At 58.4% G+C, this 14,395-nt stretch carries 16 protein-coding genes, 1 other RNA gene and 1 riboswitch; of the genes, 7 read left to right on the forward strand and 10 right to left on the reverse strand.

Translation table 11 applies throughout. The features are described 5' to 3' along the window. The first annotated feature begins 19 nt into the window (after nucleotides 1-19). Together AC2FLE_RS13605 and AC2FLE_RS13610 are read left to right on the forward strand one after the other, a co-directional pair. Complete coding sequence (locus AC2FLE_RS13605) at nucleotides 20-328, forward strand: ArsR/SmtB family transcription factor (RefSeq protein ID WP_142637001.1); 309 nt, start codon at nucleotides 20-22, stop codon at nucleotides 326-328. After that, nucleotides 321-1,352, forward strand: coding sequence for a permease (locus AC2FLE_RS13610; protein ID WP_496697656.1), 1,032 nt, complete (start codon nucleotides 321-323; stop codon nucleotides 1,350-1,352). The genes AC2FLE_RS13605 and AC2FLE_RS13610 overlap by 8 nt, the downstream gene beginning before the upstream one ends. 42 nt (nucleotides 1,353-1,394) lie before the next feature. On the opposite strand, the gene AC2FLE_RS13615 is transcribed toward AC2FLE_RS13610, so the two are convergent. Both AC2FLE_RS13615 and AC2FLE_RS13620 read right to left on the reverse strand, forming a co-directional pair. Continuing rightward, nucleotides 1,395-1,784, reverse strand: a complete 390-nt coding sequence (locus AC2FLE_RS13615) for a hypothetical protein (RefSeq protein WP_496697657.1) — start codon at nucleotides 1,782-1,784, stop codon at nucleotides 1,395-1,397. A 51-nt stretch (nucleotides 1,785-1,835) separates the two neighbouring features. Further along, nucleotides 1,836-2,594, reverse strand: coding sequence for a DUF1013 domain-containing protein (locus AC2FLE_RS13620; RefSeq protein ID WP_142636995.1), 759 nt, complete (start codon nucleotides 2,592-2,594; stop codon nucleotides 1,836-1,838). Nucleotides 2,595-2,724: 130 nt separating this feature from the next. Here AC2FLE_RS13620 and AC2FLE_RS13625 point away from each other — a divergent pair, with 130 nt between their 5' ends. Further along, nucleotides 2,725-3,354 (forward strand): ribonuclease T2 family protein, encoded by a 630-nt coding sequence (locus AC2FLE_RS13625; RefSeq protein ID WP_496697658.1) that lies wholly within the window; start codon nucleotides 2,725-2,727, stop codon nucleotides 3,352-3,354. Nucleotides 3,355-3,495: 141 nt separating this feature from the next. Here AC2FLE_RS13625 and AC2FLE_RS13630 read toward each other — a convergent pair whose 3' ends face one another. From AC2FLE_RS13630 to AC2FLE_RS13645, 4 genes are all read right to left on the reverse strand, one after another. Beyond that, nucleotides 3,496-3,861: a thermonuclease family protein gene (locus AC2FLE_RS13630; protein ID WP_281995398.1), complete on the reverse strand. Its 366-nt coding sequence runs from the start codon at nucleotides 3,859-3,861 to the stop codon at nucleotides 3,496-3,498. 295 nt (nucleotides 3,862-4,156) lie between these two features. Further along, complete coding sequence (gene recR / locus AC2FLE_RS13635) at nucleotides 4,157-4,750, reverse strand: recombination mediator RecR (protein ID WP_142636989.1); 594 nt, start codon at nucleotides 4,748-4,750, stop codon at nucleotides 4,157-4,159. A 64-nt stretch (nucleotides 4,751-4,814) separates the two neighbouring features. Next, nucleotides 4,815-5,159, reverse strand: a complete 345-nt coding sequence (locus tag AC2FLE_RS13640; RefSeq protein ID WP_142636987.1) for a YbaB/EbfC family nucleoid-associated protein — start codon at nucleotides 5,157-5,159, stop codon at nucleotides 4,815-4,817. A 235-nt stretch (nucleotides 5,160-5,394) separates the two neighbouring features. Beyond that, nucleotides 5,395-7,146 (reverse strand): DNA polymerase III subunit gamma/tau, encoded by a 1,752-nt coding sequence (locus AC2FLE_RS13645; protein WP_496697659.1) that lies wholly within the window; start codon nucleotides 7,144-7,146, stop codon nucleotides 5,395-5,397. Nucleotides 7,147-7,302: 156 nt separating this feature from the next. On the opposite strand from AC2FLE_RS13645, the gene AC2FLE_RS13650 reads away from it, so the two are divergent. Beyond that, the gene (locus AC2FLE_RS13650; RefSeq protein WP_496697660.1) at nucleotides 7,303-7,803 is read left to right on the forward strand and encodes a protein-tyrosine phosphatase family protein; all 501 of its coding nucleotides are present in this window, start codon (nucleotides 7,303-7,305) and stop codon (nucleotides 7,801-7,803) included. A gap of 1 nt (nucleotide 7,804) precedes the next feature. Here the strand turns inward: AC2FLE_RS13650 and AC2FLE_RS13655 are convergent, their stop codons facing one another. Further along, complete coding sequence (locus AC2FLE_RS13655) at nucleotides 7,805-8,209, reverse strand: hypothetical protein (RefSeq protein WP_496697661.1); 405 nt, start codon at nucleotides 8,207-8,209, stop codon at nucleotides 7,805-7,807. An 83-nt stretch (nucleotides 8,210-8,292) separates the two neighbouring features. Continuing rightward, nucleotides 8,293-8,512: riboswitch (cobalamin riboswitch) on the reverse strand. A gap of 139 nt (nucleotides 8,513-8,651) precedes the next feature. Here AC2FLE_RS13655 and AC2FLE_RS13660 point away from each other — a divergent pair. After that, nucleotides 8,652-9,509: an alpha/beta hydrolase family protein gene (locus AC2FLE_RS13660; protein ID WP_496697663.1), complete on the forward strand. Its 858-nt coding sequence runs from the start codon at nucleotides 8,652-8,654 to the stop codon at nucleotides 9,507-9,509. A 24-nt stretch (nucleotides 9,510-9,533) separates the two neighbouring features. Here the strand turns inward: AC2FLE_RS13660 and rsgA are convergent, their stop codons facing one another. The 3 genes from rsgA to AC2FLE_RS13675 all read right to left on the reverse strand — a co-directional run bounded on the left by rsgA (nucleotide 9,534) and on the right by AC2FLE_RS13675 (nucleotide 12,718). After that, entirely contained in the window at nucleotides 9,534-10,562 is a 1,029-nt protein-coding gene (gene rsgA, locus AC2FLE_RS13665; protein WP_496697665.1) for a ribosome small subunit-dependent GTPase A, read from the reverse strand. Nucleotides 10,563-10,720: 158 nt separating this feature from the next. Next, nucleotides 10,721-10,819: signal recognition particle sRNA small type (ffs, locus tag AC2FLE_RS13670), an RNA gene on the reverse strand. A 39-nt stretch (nucleotides 10,820-10,858) separates the two neighbouring features. Then, nucleotides 10,859-12,718 carry a 5'-nucleotidase C-terminal domain-containing protein gene (locus AC2FLE_RS13675; protein ID WP_496697666.1) on the reverse strand — a complete coding sequence of 620 codons (1,860 nt, stop codon included), beginning with the start codon at nucleotides 12,716-12,718 and terminating at the stop codon, nucleotides 10,859-10,861. Nucleotides 12,719-12,895: 177 nt separating this feature from the next. Here AC2FLE_RS13675 and nudC point away from each other — a divergent pair, with 177 nt between their 5' ends. Together nudC and AC2FLE_RS13685 are read left to right on the forward strand one after the other, a co-directional pair. Continuing rightward, on the forward strand, nucleotides 12,896-13,876 hold the full coding sequence (nudC, locus tag AC2FLE_RS13680) for an NAD(+) diphosphatase (RefSeq protein WP_496697668.1): 981 nt from the start codon (nucleotides 12,896-12,898) through the stop codon (nucleotides 13,874-13,876). A gap of 40 nt (nucleotides 13,877-13,916) precedes the next feature. Then, nucleotides 13,917-14,384, forward strand: a complete 468-nt coding sequence (locus AC2FLE_RS13685) for an SRPBCC family protein (protein WP_142636970.1) — start codon at nucleotides 13,917-13,919, stop codon at nucleotides 14,382-14,384. Nucleotides 14,385-14,395: the final 11 nt, after the last annotated feature.

Below are 14,395 nucleotides of genomic sequence, written 5' to 3' on the forward strand. Positions count from 1 at the left end.
GTTTATTGGAGTTGTGGATATGTGGGAAACCGCTGCAGCAGGATTCTCGGCGATGGGGTCAGAGGCGCGACTGAAAGTCCTCAAGACACTCGTTCGCGCCGGAGAGGCCGGGCTCACCGTAGGTGAAATCCAGGAGAGAACCGGCATTGCCCCGTCGACGCTGGCCCATCACCTCCGGTTTCTTGCGGCCGGTGATGTTGTCGAACAGGAAAAGATCGGGCGCACCACGATCAACCGTGCCCGGTATGACCATCTCAGAAACCTCGCGCAGTTCATTCTGTCGGAATGTTGTGCGGACGAAACTGGAAAGGCGGCAAACGATGGCTGACCTTACTCAGAGCCCTCGGGCCCCGTTCAAAACCGTCTTCGACCTGATCAAAACCCCATGGGCGGTGATTGTCGCCATTCTGATCGCGGTGGCGATACTCGACCCAGGCAATCTAACGGAGGTGATAACATTTGCCGGTAAGGCACTGGCCCATACCGGCCAATATATTCTGTTTGCTGTGCTGCTGTTGTCATACCTCAAGGCCACCGGTGCCGAAGTCATGGTGGCCCGAGCCTTTGAAGGCCGCGAGACGCGGATGATCCTTTTGGCTGCCCTGTTTGGCGGGTTGGCCCCATTCTGTTCCTGCGAGGTCATCCCGTTCATTGCTGGTTTACTGGCGCTTGGGGCGCCACTGTCTGCGGTTATGGCGTTCTGGCTCAGCTCTCCGCTGATCGACCCGCCGACGCTATTGATTACGGCTGGCGCATTGGGATGGCCCTTTGCTATCGGAAAAGCCGTAGCCGCAGTGGCACTTGGCCTGTTTGGCGGATTCGTCGTGCGCACCATGACGCGCAGCGGTGTGTTGACCCAACCTTTGCGGAACTACCAACCAACTGGATGCGGCAGTTGTGGACCTAAGCAAGAGGACAAACCGGTCTGGAAATTCTGGCATGACCCTGCGCGCCGGAATAGATTTCGTAGCGAGTTCTTTCGAAACGGCCTGTTCTTGTTGAAATGGCTGGCGCTTGCCTATGTTCTCGAGGCGTTGCTGATCAATTATGTACCCGCTGATCTGATCGCACGCGCGGTCGGAGGAGACGGCGTGTTGCCCATAATCATCGCAGCACTTGTTGGGATGCCGGCCTATCTGAACTCATACGTCGCGCCGCCGCTATTGGCAGGTCTGATGGAGCAGGGGATGAGCGCCGGGGCAGCAATGTCCTTTATGATCGCGGGTGCGGTCAGCTCGATCCCGGCCATGGCTGCGGTATGGTCGCTGGTCAGGCCGAAAGTGTTTGCGACCTATCTGGGTCTGGGAATAATCGGCGCAGTGATCGCAGGGATCATCTTTCAGATGATCTGAAGGAAAAACCGCCCGGTGTGGACACCGGGCGGTTTTGCTTTGTCAGCTTGCTTCGCAATAACGCGGAAGTTTGAAGCGATACCTTGGTTCGCCACTTTCCACATAGACCCGCTTTTCGACACAGGCGCTTTGGCCGACGGTCTGGGAAATCGGGGCCTCGGTCGAAGTGATCGACGTCGCGGACCCGTCGGGTAAACGTACCGAGGCAATCACCCCGTTCTTGAGGTCGCCGTTGATAGCGGTGGCGGACAGAACCGGGACGGTCATGAAGGCTTCGTGTTCATGCGTGCCGTCGTCGTTCAGCAACAGCAGGGCTGCGGCAACCGCGATAACGCCTAGGACACCGAACACGAGCAGGCCCCAGGTTCTTAGGAAGGCATAGATTGTCACGGCGCGGTGTGGGCCAAAAATGGCAGACAGTATGTTCAGCATCAGAGTCTCGTCAAAAAAGCCCCGGCCAGTCTGACCGGGGCTGTCTGCGTATCAGAAACGCGGATCGCTTTCGTCTTCATCCTCGGCCTCGCCTTTGGGCAAGTTGAAGAAACTGTCGGCGTCGATGATCGGCTCTTCTTTCTCCTCGGGGGAGTCATCAGACAACGAGAAGGTCTCGAGACCCTCGATCGCCGTTGGAATTTTGGGCGCTGCGTCCATTTCCAGCGACTGCTCGGTCGAAACCAGCTTGCGGCGCTCATCATCGCTCATGACGCCACCTTCAGCGGCTTTCTTGGCGGCGGCTTTTTGCACGATTGCGTCCAGCTCGGACTGTTTACACAAGCCCAGAGCGACGGGGTCAATCGGTTGCATGTTCGAGATGTTCCAGTGCGTCCGCTCGCGGATCGACTGGATGGTCGGCTTGGTGGTGCCGACCAGCTTGGCAATCTGACCGTCGCTGAGTTCGGGGTGGAACTTGACCAGCCACAGAATCGAGTTCGGACGGTCCTGACGCTTGGACAGCGGGGTATAGCGCGGGCCACGACGTTTTTCCTCGCCACTGGCAGCGGGGTTGAACTTGAGCTTCAGCTTGTGCAGTGGGTTGCCCTGCGCCACGTCAATCTCTTCCTGCGTAAGCTGGTTGTTGGCGATCGGGTCGAACCCTTTGACGCCAGCGGCCACATCGCCATCGGCGATGCCCTGCACTTCCAACTCGTGCATTCCTACGAAATCCGCGATCTGCTTGAAGCTGATCGTTGTGTTGTCTACTAGCCATACGGCTGTTGCCTTGGCCATAAGCGGTTTTGCCATCAGCCCGTCTCCTATGCATACATCTTTCCCGTCGCCGGAATTCGGCGGCCCCGTGATCTTGGGGCAGGTTTCCGTTGTCGGGGAACTTGGGCTGTATATAGTCGCGGCAGGGCAAGAAGGGAAGAGGCGAATGCGCTGGCTGGTTCTATGGGTTTTCAGTGCAATGACGGCGCTTGCCGAGGGTGAAAAGTCGGGCGCGTTCGACTACTATGTCCTGGCACTTAGCTGGTCGCCGAACTGGTGCGCGCGCGAAGGCGACGCGCGTGGGTCCGATCAATGCGATGTACGGCATGATCACGGCTGGATTCTACACGGGCTTTGGCCGCAATTCCATCAGGGCTGGCCATCTTATTGCCGTACGGCGGAGGCCCCGCCGACGCGGACCATGACCCGTGAAATGGAAGATATTCAGGGCAGTTCCGGCCTTGCCTGGCATCAGTGGAAGAAGCACGGCACCTGCTCGGGCCTCAGCGCTTCGGACTATTACATCTTGTCGCGGCAGGCCTATGGGTCGGTCGAGCGTCCAAAGGTGTTCCGCCAGTTGGACACATCTGTAAAACTGCCCGCATCTGTCGTGGAAGAAGCGTTTCTAAAGGTCAATCCGGGGCTGGAGCGCGACATGATCACCGTCACCTGCAAACAAGGCTATATCGAAGAGGTGCGCCTGTGCCTGTCCCGCGATCTTGAACCGGTGCCTTGTGGCCGGGATGTGATCAAGGACTGCGCGGCCAAAGACGCGCTTTTTGATCCGATTCGTTAGGGTTTGCGGTAAAGGCGAGATGGTGGGTAATCGCAACTTCTACGTTGTTGCCACCGCATCCTGTTCAATAGCCAGATCGTGCCGAGGCTAAGGCCTACCTTGCTATTCCAAAGTCCTCAGGGCCACTGCGATACCATAAAGCTAGTCGGAATTGCGTTTCGGTTTTACTTCGGAATGGAACGCGCGCATGTTTCCCTTTTGGCGTGCGGCTGCCCGCCAGAGTTTCTTTCGCGCATCGCCCGGCTCTAGATGCGCGTATTCACCGCCGGAAAACTTGGGCCAGTCCAGAGCCAGTCCAAGTTTAACCAATTCTGCGGCGACATCAGTACCATCTGGAAGCGTGCACTTGGCGACGATCCGATCGTAGGAAACCTCTTCTTTGATTTCGGCTGTGATCACCATGCCTTTGCACATCTTGATCAGCGCAAACTTGGATTTCTTGCCCCAGGGATGCTCAAGCTCGGGCGCATCGATTCCGGCAACCCTGATCTTGGTGCCGCTTATCACGATCGTGTCGCCGTCGATTACGTGGCACTTGCCTTTGAGAGTCCGTGTGGTTGGATAAGCCGAGGGCGGCTGCTTTGACGGAACCGGTCGTGCTCTGGTGATCGCCGGTCTTTTAGTTGGCTGGAAGGGCACCACCCTGGATCGTTTGCGCGATGATCCGAACAGGGTCCTCAATATATAACTCAACATATGAAAAACGCATTCTAAATCTGCTTAATCGATGCGTAGAATGTTAGGCTGGATACAGTATTTGTGTAAACTTGATATTTGAATTCGACCAAGTGTCGAAGCTCAACTACAACTCCTTCCGCGCCCTCAGCGCCGCCGTAATCGTCCCGTCATCCAGGTAGTCCAACTCGCCGCCAATCGGCACGCCCTGCGCCAGCGAGGTCAGGCGCACCTGCCCGTCCAGTTGATCGGCTATATAGTGCGCGGTGGTCTGGCCATCGACAGTGGCGTTCAGCGCCAGAATGACTTCGGTGATCCCCTCGGCTGTGACCCGATCCTTGAGGCGAGGAATGCGCAGCTCATCCGGGCCGACTCCATCTAATGCCGACAAGGTGCCACCCAGAACATGATAGCGGCCTTTGAAAACTGCGGCGCGTTCCATCGCCCAAAGGTCGGCGACGTCTTCGACGACGCACAGCTCTCCGGTCGCGCGGACTTCGCTATCGCAGATGTCGCAGATATCCGAGGTGCCTACATTGCCGCAATTCAGGCACTCACGGGCAGTGATGGCAACCTGTTGCATTGCGTCCGCAAGCGGTGTCAGCAGAAGGGCGCGTTTGCGGATCAAATGCAGCACTGCGCGACGGGCCGAACGTGGGCCGAGGCCTGGCAGTTTGGCCATCAGGTCGATCAGATTGTCGATATCGCTGTTCGAACTCACTGCGCTTGCTCCTGCATAAGGGCCGGGCAGTTGGGCCCGGCCGGTATTTCGTCAGGAGTGCCTATCAGAACGGCAGCTTGATGTCTGCGGGCAGGCCCATACCTTCGGTCAGCTTAGCCATCTCAGCCTGCGACCGTTCTGCGGCCTTGGCCTGAGCATCTTTGACGGCGGCCAGGATCAGATCTTCGACCACTTCCTTGTCGTCGCCGTTAAAGATTGACGGGTCGATATCGAGACCTTTCAGCTCTCCCTTGGCCGTGGCTGTTGCCTTGACCAGCCCTGCACCGGATTCGCCGACAACCATGATGGTATTCAGCTCTTCCTGCATATCCGTCATCTTGGTCTGTAGATCCTGTGCGGATTTCATCATCTTGGCCATGTCACCCAGGCCGCCGAGTCCTTTGAGCATCGGTATTCTCCTAATATCCGGTTTGACGCCTAAATACGGGCGCGCTCGGCGCGGCACAAGGGCCGAGCTGGCTCCCGCCCGTCGTCAAGGCCTTTGGCAAGACCTTTCCTCTCGTTGGGCCCGGCAGCGCGGGCAAGCCCGCGCTGCCGGGCCCAAGGCCGCTCAGGGGTATCGGCGTCAGCCGATGGCCCGTGGCGGGCGCGGGAGGTTTCCAGTTGGGTAAGATGGGACGATTTCAGTCTTCCTCGAACGGGTCCCATTCGTCTTCGACCTCGGGCAGCGCCTCGGTTTCCACCTTGGCGGCACGTTCTTCCGGTGTTTCAATCCGCTTGATGCGAGCCTTCGGAAATTGCATGAGCACCGCCTGAACCAACGGGTGTTTCTCAGCCTCTGCTTTCAACGCCAGCTCGGCGGCGTCTCGAATCTCGGCGATGGTCGCAACCTCACCATCGGCCACAATCGACACAGCCCAGCGGTTGCCAGTCCATCGTTGCAGCGACGAACCCAGTCTCGCTGCCAGATCTGTGGGTGCGTTCTGTGTCGGGGTGAACTCGATCCGCCCCGGTTGGTAAGAAACCAGCCGCACCCCGTTTTCGACCTCGACCAGGAGTTTCACATCCCGATTGGTGCGGATCAATTCAACCACGTGGTCAAAACTCGGATACCGTGCCAGCGCCGATTGGATATCATGGGCCAGAGCGGCCGAAGGTGCGCCGGCGGGGCTGCTAGTTGCGGACACGTAAGAAGATGATGCCGCTTGTACCGGAGCCTGAGAGGGCACGGCCATACCACCGCCAGGACCGCCATTCGGAGGCGGTGGCGGGTTGTCCTGCAGGCGCTTGATCAGCTCTTCGGGGCTGGGCAAGTCGGCAACATGGGTCAGGCGGATAACGGCCATTTCAGCAGCCATCATGGCATTTGGCGCGGCCGATACCTCTTCCAGCGCTTTCAGCAACATCTGCCACATCCGGGTCAAAACGCGCATTGGCAGGGCCTCGGCCATTTGCTGACCACGAGCACGTTCATCAGGGGAAACCGTCGGGTCCTCGGCTGCGTCTGGCGTGATCTTCACAACCGAAACCCAGTGCGTGATTTCGGCCAGATCGCGCAGCACGGATAGCGGATCGGCCCCTTCGGCATATTGCCCGCCCAATTCAGTCAGCGCGTTTGCTGCATCCCCTCGCAGGATCATTTCCATCAAGTCCAATACCCGGCCCCGGTCGGCCAGACCCAGCATCGCGCGCACCTGATCGGCGCTGGTTTCACCGGCCCCATGGCTGATTGCCTGATCCAGCAGCGAAGTTGCGTCGCGCGCCGACCCTTCGGCCGCGCGGGTGATCAGCGCCAGGGCATCATCCGCGATCTGTGCCTTCTCAGCCGCTGCGATCTTATTGAGCAGGCCAATCATGTCCTCGGGTTCGATCCGGCGCAGGTCAAATCGTTGGCACCGCGACAGAACAGTCACCGGGACTTTGCGGATTTCGGTCGTGGCAAAGATGAACTTCACATGCGCAGGAGGTTCTTCCAACGTCTTGAGCAGCGCGTTGAACGCGCTGGTCGAAAGCATGTGAACCTCGTCGATGATGTAGATCTTATAGCGCGCACTGGCGGCGCGGTATCGGACCGAGTCGATGATTTCGCGGATATCATTCACGCCGGTTCGGCTGGCGGCGTCCATTTCCATCACGTCGACATGGCGACCTTCCATGATGGCGACGCAATGTTCGCACTGGCCGCAAGGCTCGGTCGTGGGCTTGCCTTGCCCATCAGGACCGATGCAGTTCATGCCCTTGGCGATGATCCGTGCCGTGGTCGTCTTACCGGTGCCGCGGATGCCAGTCATGATGAAGGCTTGTGCAATCCGGTCGGCCTCGAACGCGTTTTTCAGCGTGCGCACCATTGCGTTCTGACCGACGAGGTCAGCAAAAGTTTCCGGGCGGTATTTCCGCGCGAGAACCTGATAGGCGGGGCTGGGCGTGTCGGTCATGTCTGCTCTGTTGGATTCGTGTCAGGTTTGCAGCGTAGAGACCCCCGCCGTCCGCGTCCACCGCGCGCGAAAAGGAATTTCGTTTTGGCAAGTTGCATCAGAGCCGGTAAATCATGGGGGGCTTTAGCCCCATGTGGTGATGCAGGTAAAGGAGCTGTGTTGGAGAGTTTTGCAATTCACCCTCTTGGATTGGGCAAAGGGCAGATCGCTCTGTGCCCACTGCCGGGTGTCACGGGCGATTATGCTGGGGATTTCGCAGTAATCCGGGATTGGGCGCCGGACCTGGTCATCTCGATGACGACCTCGGATGAGTTCCAGCACTCCGGCGCGCGTTCAATCGAGGAGGACCTGCAGCGCGAACGGATTGCCTGGGTCCACCTTCCGGTCTCCGATTTCGGCGCCCCCACGCCTGAGGTTGAGGCGCTTTGGCCGCAAGCCAGCGCCGCCGCCCAACATGTCCTTGCCAGTGGCGGCAAGGTGCTGGTGCATTGCCGCGGTGGGTGCGGACGCTCGGGGATGGTTGTGATGCGGCTAATGGTGGAATGCGGCGAAGCGCCTGGCCAAGCGCTTCGGCGGTTGCGTGCGGTGCGGCCCTGCGCGGTGGAAACCGACGCGCAAAAGGACTGGGCGGGGTTGCCGGCCCGAACCCTTCCCTGAATCAGGCAGACACTTGATACGGAATACTGTCGCTGCGCGGCGGCAGGGTCGATACGTCGAGCATCGCACAGGGTGGTTCTGACAGAAAACCAGCGGATTTCTGGATGAACTCCGGCCCGAACATCATGTCGCCATAGGCGTCCAGCTTTTCTGTCGGCGTGTCCGTGCTGGTGCCGCAATAGACCCTGATCTGTTCTGACTGGGCCCGAAAGCGGGCCGTGCAGCCTTCGGTGCAATGGGTCAGATCGCTGGTGCCTTCGACCTCGAATGTTTTGGATGTCGCAGGCCTTGCCGTCGCCATCGCCTCGGCCATGGCGCGTGCCATTCGGGCAAGGGCGGGGCAGGGTTTCCCGGTCCTCTGACAGATGGTTGCGGTGAATTCGTGTGTTTTTGTCTTCCAGATCATAATGCGCCCTCCGCGCGCAGGACGAAGGGTGAGGATCAGGTGTGACAGCGCGCTGACGACCTGCCCGGACACCCCGCCCGAGTTTCGGTTTCGATACGATGGCAGGTCTCCTGACTTGCGGGTCGTCGCTTTGCCGACCTTCCCAGCCCTGGGGCCAGTGGTATTTCGGCATTGCTCACCGCTTACAGTTGCGGGGGCAGTCGCGGAGTTGGCCCTTTCCGGCATCGCCGGGGCAGACCGCACCGTGTTCCCTTTTCATCCCGCCCCAATTCCGGGGCAAGAACCATCACCACATCGCTAGCGGCTATGCAGACCCCGAGTCAAGCCACCTGTTGGGGTGCAAACCGGACGTTTGGTCATCTTGATGAAATCTTGACTCTGGTGGCCGAAATCGGGCCGATTGTTGAGTGAACCGAGTAGTTCAGAATTTGTCGGAAGCGCCATGCTTGATACCACGCCCTGCGTCCAGACTAAGGACTTTGATTTTGCCTCAGGCTCTGCCAGCCTGTCGGCGCGGTTGTATCTGCCTGAAACCGAGCCGAAGGTCGCCGTGGTGATTCACAGCGCAACTGCAGTGCCGCGCGAATATTACCAGCATTTTGCCCGTTGGCTGGCCGCCGAACAGGGTATTGCCTGTCTGACCTATGACTACAGCGATTTCGGGCATTCACTGCGCGACAAACTCAAAACCTCCGAGGTGACCATGGCGGATTGGGCCTTGGTCGACATGCCCGCCGCACGGGCTGAGATGCGCAGGCGGTTCCCGGACGCTTTGCAGTGGAGCATCGGTCATTCCCTTGGCGGCTTGCTGGGGCCGGTGCAGCCAGACATTGATCAGATCGACCGGATGATCTGTGTATGTTCGGGGCTGGTTACTCTGTCCGACCATCCCTGGCCCTATCGCGGGCTGGCGTGGTTGTTCTGGCACGGCCACGGGCGTCTGGCAGTGAATGCACTGGGGTATCTGCCGGGCAAAGCTGTGGGGATCGGTGCCGATTTGCCGGGCCCGGTCTATTGGCAATGGCGCAGCTGGTGCACGGCGCCGCAGAATTATGTGCCGCAGATCGGTGACGCTCTGCCCGAAGCGAGATGGGCGCAATCGAATACGCCGGTGGACCTGTTCGCCTTCGAGGACGACCAGATGGTGCCGCCAGACGCAGTCTGGCGGCTTGCCGATCTGTATGGGCCGAAGGCGCGGCGACATCTGTTGTCTCCGAATGAATTCGGAGCGCCTGAGATCGGTCATATTGGCGCTTTTGCCCGCAGAAACCGGGCGGTTTGGCCCCGGTTGATTGCCTGAAAACGAGGCGCCTTTTTGTCACGCTTAGTGTCTGCTGCGGGACTTTTTGTCGTGCATGACGGATCGCACCATTTTGCCAAAGGCTTTGTCACGTGCCCGTGACTGCGCGAGGGTCTCGGAATTCCTCTGATCTTCGCGCCGAAGCTTGTGCCAGCGCGCCAGCCGGTCGGGCTCAATCACGCCATTGGCAATCGCCTCCTGCACAGCACAACCGGGTTCGGCCTGGTGCTGGCAATCTGAGAACCGGCACGTTGCAGCCAATTCCAGAAGGTCGGAGAAAACCTCATCCACGCCGTCTTGGGCATCCATCAAACGCAGGGCGCGCATTCCTGGCGTATCAATCAGCCACCCCCCGTTTCGCATCGGGTGAAGCGCACGATGGGTCGTGGTGTGGCGACCCCGTGCGTCATCCTCGCGGATCCCCGCCGTTGTCCCGGCCTGACCAGTCATGGCGTTCGCCAATGTGGTTTTGCCGACACCGGATGAGCCGACCAAAGCAGCAGTTTGCCCGGCAGGGCACCAGGACAGGATCGGATCAATCTCTGACGCCTCCAGCGCGTTGACGGTTAGAACGGTCAGAAACCGAGCCAGCGAACTGGCCTGACTGGCATAGCTCTCTGGGTCAGGGCAGCTGTCGGCCTTGGTCAAGACAACAACCGGATAGCACCCGGCCTGATGCGCCAGCGCCAGATAACGCTCAAGCCGTGCCAGATTGAAATCGGCATTGCAGGAACTGACGATATACAGCACATCCACATTCGCCGCGATCAGCTGAACCTGCGCACCGGTGCCTGCGGCCCGGCGTTGCAAGAGGCTTTTGCGCTCCAAAAGATGCCGAATGCGGCTTTGATCATCCGCAAGGACCCAATCGCCAACCGCAAATTCGCCGGTTGATCGGTCAGGGGTCAGATCAGATGTGCCGCCAAGCGCATTCAGGCCGATCAGGCGATCACGATGGACGGCGTTGATGCGATGCGGTGTGCAGGTAGGGTTCACAGCATGTTGGGCTGCAAAATGAGAGGACCATCCCAGGTCCGAAAGTGTTTTGGACATTGTTCTGCCTGTGTTCAGATACAGGAAACCATCAGGGTGGCAGGCGCGCACCCATCGGTAACGTGTTCAGGCAAGAGCGGGGGTTAGTCCCGGAAACGCTCTGCCCGAAGGGTCATTGCTACAATCATAAAGTCCCTCCTGCGGCAGTCGTTGCGCGTAAGTGAGAGGTTGGACATCGACCCAAGCGGGGCTCGTTGTGGCTGCTTCCTTCCGGATCTGACCAGGTTGGCGAGGCGCTCGCCCGCGCCAACCTCTCGAGGGTGGATATAGGCAGTTGGCCGGAAAAACACAACCCGTCAGAAGGTCAGAAGAATCCGTAAAAAGCCATTTTCGTCGGTTCCAAGGACTTGTGGATCAAATTCCTGAATGTCCTGCAGATGTCGGTGGGCATTTGGACCGGTGCGTAAAATCGCCTGCGTACCCGTGTTACTGGTGATTCTGAAGGGTTCCTGGGCCTCTTCCAGCGGATCGCTGACCAAGGTGCCTGACAGATAATCCAACAGGGCATGCTGGACCGGCAGGATGGGCAAGTCGATACGTTGCGCATTACCCGCAAATGGGAAATGCCCGCCCCCGCTGGCGCGATAATTGTTAAGCGCGACGGCAAATTGCTGATCCGGTGCAATGGGGGTGGCACCGACCAGAACTTCTGAAACGCGCCGGTTTTCGGCGTTGATCAAGGTGCCCATATCGTCGAAACGCGGAGGTTGTGTCAGATCAATTCTGCAGGACAGCCCGTATAGCACATCAAAGTTGTGACCCACCCGATTTTCGCAAATAAGTTCGGATGCAGATCCGGTCGAAATCTGGTTGAAAACAGCTGCGGACATCTCAAGCCAGTCCACGATTTGGTCACCGGATACAATGACACCCTGCAATTCGTTTGGAAAAACATGCAGGTCAACCACGTTACGCAGGAATATCTCGCCAGGCTTAACATCCGTATAGAATCGCGGCCCGGCCCGACCGCCGAATTTCGAAGGTGAAACCGCCGATAAAATCGGAATGTCTACCAGGTCGGTTTCGGACATACACAGACGTAACGCGGCAGCCTGGGCGGCGGCGACCAGCCTCAGCCCACGGTCCTCGGTGCAAAAGCTGAAATAGCTGTGCAGATGGTGCGGGGTGCGGCCGACCGGCTGGCCCGCTCGCCTGCGGGTTTCGGCGTGACCAGAGGAAAACAGATGCAACAATTCCGGATCTTCGGGCGCCAGTGATACCATTTCGTCGGGACGCCCCGCAGATATCGGTCGTAGCGCCGCCCGGGCTTCGCCAACGGTCCAGCCGCCGCGCTCTGCCGAGTGAAGTTTCAGGTCGACCACCCCCAGATGTGATCCGGCCGTTCCGGGTAAGACAACTGGTTTGCCATGCACCAGAGTGTTTTCAGAGCCGGCCTTGGCAGGATAGGTCAAATGGGAATGACCAGCAATTATTGCGTCGATACCTTCGATTTCGGCCAGCGGAATAATCGCGTTTTCCATATTCCGTTGTGACGTGTCCGGTCCGAAACCGGTATGGGCCAACGCGATGATCAGGTCGCAATTTTCGTCTTGGAGCTTTCTGACTTTGTTTGCCGCACAAGTCAGGATGTCCTGAGTGGTAAGGGTGTCGTGCAGCTTGTGCGCCTCCCATTGCGCTGTCTGAGGGGGGAGGACCGAAAAAACACCAATTTTCAAGGCCATAGGTGTCGGCGAGCCAGGGATCTCTTTGTGCAAAATGACATGATCTTGCCAGATCTGTGGCCCATTCGTGCGCAAGGCATTGCTGCTGAGCACAGGGCAGGGGGCGTCAGAGATAACGTGCTGTAAGAATTGAAGCCCGAATCCGAAGTCGTGGTTTCCCAGGCCAATCGCATCATATCCCAGGCTGCCGAAGGCCTGCATCAGGATGTGCGGCGCATTGGCGGGATCGGCAGCCCAATCCCCCAACGGTGTACCCTGCAGAGCGTCTCCGTTGTCGAAGAGCAAGACGATATCTCCGTCTGCCTCAGCCTCGTTCCGCGCCTGCCGGATCAGGCTGGCCGTTCGGGTCAATCCGATCGTAGGTTCGTCTTGATCCGCGTAATAATCAAAACTGCACAGGTTCATGTGCAGATCGGTGGTCGCCAAAATCCGGATACCTACAGACTGATCAGACAAATGCGAAATTGTTTTCAATACTCTACTTTTGGCAGTTTTATGAATAACAACTTCAACAAAAAGCATAGTAAGTGCAAATTTTTTTATGCACTTGCGGTAATTTGACGGGATCGCCTCGGTTTTTGGTCGTGGAATTGTCGTTGCAACACCGAAGCTGTCATGGCAGCCCTGTGCAGGCGAACCAGAGGAACTTAAATGAAGAACGCGGAACAGGTAACGTTTGGTGGATCAGGGCTGGATCGTGCCGCACATCTTCGTGGAGACGTCGACGCGATGGCAGCAGCGCGAGCACATCCGAAAGCGAAATGCCTGTTGCTGTGGCGCGGAAAGCTGCTGGTTCAAGGAGAGGCCCTTGATCAACTCTGCTTGTTACCTGTCTTGCACGAGCTGATCGCAAATGGTCCCGGTGGGATCGTCCCAGCGCCAGTATTGCTTGGTCTCTCGGATGAGGTTCCGGTTTTTGCCTTTGATATATCCGATTGGATGCCCGAGGGCGTTGATCTGTCCGAGCTTGGGGCATTCTTTGACCGATCAGAGCAACAGCACCCGGATTTGCCTGAAGGTCAGGTTTTTGTCGAATTGCGCCGCATCATGGCGCGCCTTTCCCCACGTGATGCCGAACTTTCGGCTTCCGCCAAGGCGGTCATCGCCTGGCATGAAACCCATAGATTTTGCGCCCGTTGCGGCGCCGCCAGCGAGATGTCGCAAGCAGGATGGCAACGCAGTTGCCCGTCGTGTGGGGGGCAGCATTTCCCACGCACCGACCCGGTCGTCATCATGTTGATTACATATGGGAATTCGGTGCTGATGGGGCGATCCCCGGGATGGCCTGAAGGCATGTATTCGCTACTGGCCGGATTTGTCGAACCCGGAGAAACGCTGGAAGCGGCGGTGCGCAGAGAGGTGATGGAAGAGGCCGGTGTCCCCGTCGGGCAAGTAACCTATCTTTCCAGCCAGCCCTGGCCCTTTCCGGCGTCACTGATGTTTGGCTGTGCAGGCGAGGCATTGTCGCAAGAAATCACTATAGATCCGGTTGAAATCGAAGATGCGATATGGGTGAATAAGGCTGAAATGATGCAGGTCTTTGCTGGGGAACATCCCAGCCTTCTGCCAGCGCGCAAAGGCGCGATTGCGCATTTTCTGCTGCAAAACTGGCTTGCAGATACGCTCGACTGACAAAATACTGGTCGAATAGGCAAGAGAACGATAACCCACCATGCAATTCTCCGCACGTGAAGATATTCAGGCCCCTGTCAACGCAGTGTTCGAAATGTTTGCGGATTTCGAACGGTTCGAGCGGATGGCAATGCGCCGCGGGATCGAGGTCCGGCGTTTGTCAGGGCATATGGGCGTTGTGCCCGGTACATCCTGGGAGACCGAGTTCCGTATGCGCGGAAAGCCTCGGCGCGTGGAAATCAATATGGCCGAATGTGATCCGCCGACCCATATGCGGTTCGAGGCGGCAAGCAAGGGAATGAATGGCTCAACCAGGGTCGAGTTTCTGGCCCTGTCGCAACGTAGAACCCGGCTGACCGTGGATATGTCGCTATCGGCCAAATCCCTGCCTGCACGGCTGTTGCTGCAATCGCTCAGATTGGGTCAGTCGCGGTTCCGGCGACAGTTTCAGGCCCGCCTCAGCGAATTCGCGCGGGAAATGGAAGAACGTCATCTGCACGGTTCTTGAGAATTCCGAGA

It is taken from the genome of Ruegeria sp. CDSA077 (genome assembly GCF_059612265.1).